The following is a 2,156-nucleotide window of genomic DNA, read 5'->3' as shown; positions in this document are numbered from 1 at the left end:
CGTAGCCGGGGTCGTAGGCCGGCTCGTCGAGCTGCCCGCGGCCCTGCGGGAACTCGGGGTGCACGACGACCTCGGGGCCGGTCGGGGTGCCCAGGCGCAGCCGCAGCTCGTCGTCCACGGCCACGGCCTCGGGCATCCGCTGCCCGTCCAGCCAGGTGCCGTTGGAGCTGATGTCGCGGACCACCCAGCCGCCCGAGGTCTGCTCGAGCAGGAGGTGGCGGCGGGAGACCCGGCTGTCGGCGATCACGTAGTCGGCGGTCCGGGCACGGCCGATGATGAACTGGGCGTCGGCGGGCACCGTGGCCGCACCGGCCTCAGTGACGACTCTCAGGAAGGTCGTCTGCACGTGTATCCCCCTTCGCGACGGGACTCTGGCCGGGATGCCCCGCCGAACTCCACCTTGTCACCCGCGCGGGTGCCGTCACCCGCTCGGGCACCGTCATCCCCGTGGACGCTCTCACCCCCGTGGACCCTGTCACCCCCGTTGATGTCGCCACCCGATCGTGCGTCGCCGCCCGGGCGCCGGGCAGCGGTGGCATGCCAAACGATCACGCGCGCTCACCGATCATGCCGGATGTCCGATCGTAGCGCCGAGGGATGATCTTGATCCAACCCGGGTGACGTTGACGGCGCGTCGCTCGGCGGTGTGTCGCCGTCGCGCCTCGACCTGTGTACATCTCTCGGGTTCCTGCCGCCTCGTGGTCCTTCGGTGTTGCCGATGTCGATGCGGAGCTGCCCGCGAACGCCGGGTCGGCCCGCGGCAGGTCGCCCGCTCCCCCGGGGGCAGGCGAGGCGTTGCGACACGCGGCTCCCGTGCGGCACCCTATGAGAATGCCGGCCGGCCGGCCGGCGTGGGCGGTGGCGGCTGTCGCCGAGCCGACCGGACCGTCACCGCAGCATCCGCCGCAGCCCGCACCACACCCACAGCCATCATCACAAACAGTAATGTGACATAGATCGCGCCCGTCCGGTGCGGATGGGGCGCGGAAACATCCGGGCGGTCACGGTGAGTGTCAGGCCGCCGGCAGGACGACATCCTTCGCGGTCGCCGTGAGCGACAGCCCGGTCCCGTTCGTCGAGGCGTCGACGAACGTCAGGTGGAAGGGCAGGCCGGAGACCGGGATCGGCACCGCGCCCAGCGCTGATTTCAGCAGCTCACCCGGCAGCGGGATGCTGAAGTTCAGGCCGTCGCCGTCCACCGTCAGCTGGGACGGGATCAGGCTGAGCTTGTTGTCGGTGACCTCGAACGTGGTCACGCCGCCGACCTGCTGCGAGCCGAAGCCCGGGATGTGCACGGTACCGGTGACCTTGACCTGCTTTCCGCCGTCGACCGGGGTCACCTGCACCGGGGTCTTCTGGGTGGCCAGGTAGGCGTTCAGGTCGGCGTAGGTGATGCCGACCGTGGCCTTCACGTCGTCGACGGGAACCGTGCCGACGTTGTCGGTCAGGGCGTCGCCCAGCGGCACGTGCACACCCCTGAGGTGCGCCCGCACCGACGAGATCTTCGGACCCGGGGTGGGAATGCCGTCCAGGCCCACGCCGATGTCGGTGAACTTGCCGAACAGCACCTGGGTGAGGAACGGGAACCCGCCGATGCTCACATCCGTGATGGTCGGCACCGGGTCGCCCGGCTTGAGGTTCTCGGCCAGACCCGCCTTCACCTGCGTCCGCATCTGCCCCTTGGCGATGACCACGCCGACCCGGTCACCGACCACGAACAGCACGACGAGGACGGCGAGCACGATCGCCAGGATGCGCCGACGACGGTGCGACCCGGCCGGCGGCGTCGGTGTGGCCGGTGCGCCGCCAGGGCCGCCCGGGCCCCCCGGGCCACCGGGTGCCACCGGGCCGCCAGGGGCCGCCACGGCGCCGTAGGGGCGCGGCGCGGCGTCCCGGCCGGTGGGGTCCGCGGTGCCGTGGGCGGGGCCGTACTCGCCGGTCTGAGCGGCGATGGCGGCCCCGCGGGCGGCCGCGAGGGCATCGCCGCGGGCGGCGGCGTCGACGGTGGGCCGGGTGAGCGGGGCGCCGGGTCCGCCGGCCCGCGGGCCGCGGTCGGCGTGCGGCTGGTCGAGGTCCGGCACGATCGTCGGCCCCACCCCCCGGCTGATGATCATCGTACCTTCGGCGGAGTCCGCGGCGGCCGACCGGTCGGGGCC

The 2,156-nt window shown here is 72.9% G+C and carries 2 protein-coding genes; both read right to left on the bottom strand.

Going from position 1 to position 2,156, the window contains the following annotated elements; genetic code table 11:
• Window positions 1-346 (bottom strand): FHA domain-containing protein (locus tag G6R24_RS20465; protein WP_163550766.1); only part of this gene is annotated, 346 nt, incomplete at its 3' end.
• Between the two features lie 667 nt (window positions 347-1,013).
• The coding region (locus G6R24_RS20460; protein ID WP_338084488.1) for an LmeA family phospholipid-binding protein at window positions 1,014-2,156 on the bottom strand (1,143 nt) is incomplete at its 5' end.

The sequence above is a fragment of the Candidatus Frankia nodulisporulans genome (genome assembly GCF_902806475.1).
Lineage (GTDB): Bacteria > Actinomycetota > Actinomycetes > Frankiales > Frankiaceae > Frankia > Frankia umida.
Note: the sequence above shows the minus strand (reverse complement) of the source record. Positions and strands in the feature narration are given on the sequence as shown.